General features: G+C 39.6%; 1 protein-coding gene. It reads right to left on the reverse strand.

Translation table 11 applies throughout. The features are described from left to right. On the reverse strand, window positions 1–230 hold a 230-nt coding region (locus SB752_RS33375), incomplete at both ends, for a S8 family serine peptidase (protein WP_410719656.1).

Here is a 230-nt window from a genome sequence, read left to right on the forward strand (position 1 = left end):
CCAACAGTTAAACTTTGACTTCCTGTAGTGTTTTCGGCAGTAGAACCGCTTCCTACGTTTGTTCCAACAGCTGAAATATCTGGTTTGATACCTCCATCATCTCTTGGTCCTGCACTACTATAATCAGAATGCACAACATCAGCAGAAGTTACATATCTGCCACTATTTGCTGTAATGATATCTGTTGCACCAACAACAATAATATTTTTAGCTAAAGAACCAGGTCCGAT

The sequence above is a fragment of the Brevibacillus sp. SIMBA_040 genome, assembly GCF_046535075.1.
In the GTDB taxonomy this organism is placed as follows: domain Bacteria; phylum Bacillota; class Bacilli; order Brevibacillales; family Brevibacillaceae; genus Brevibacillus.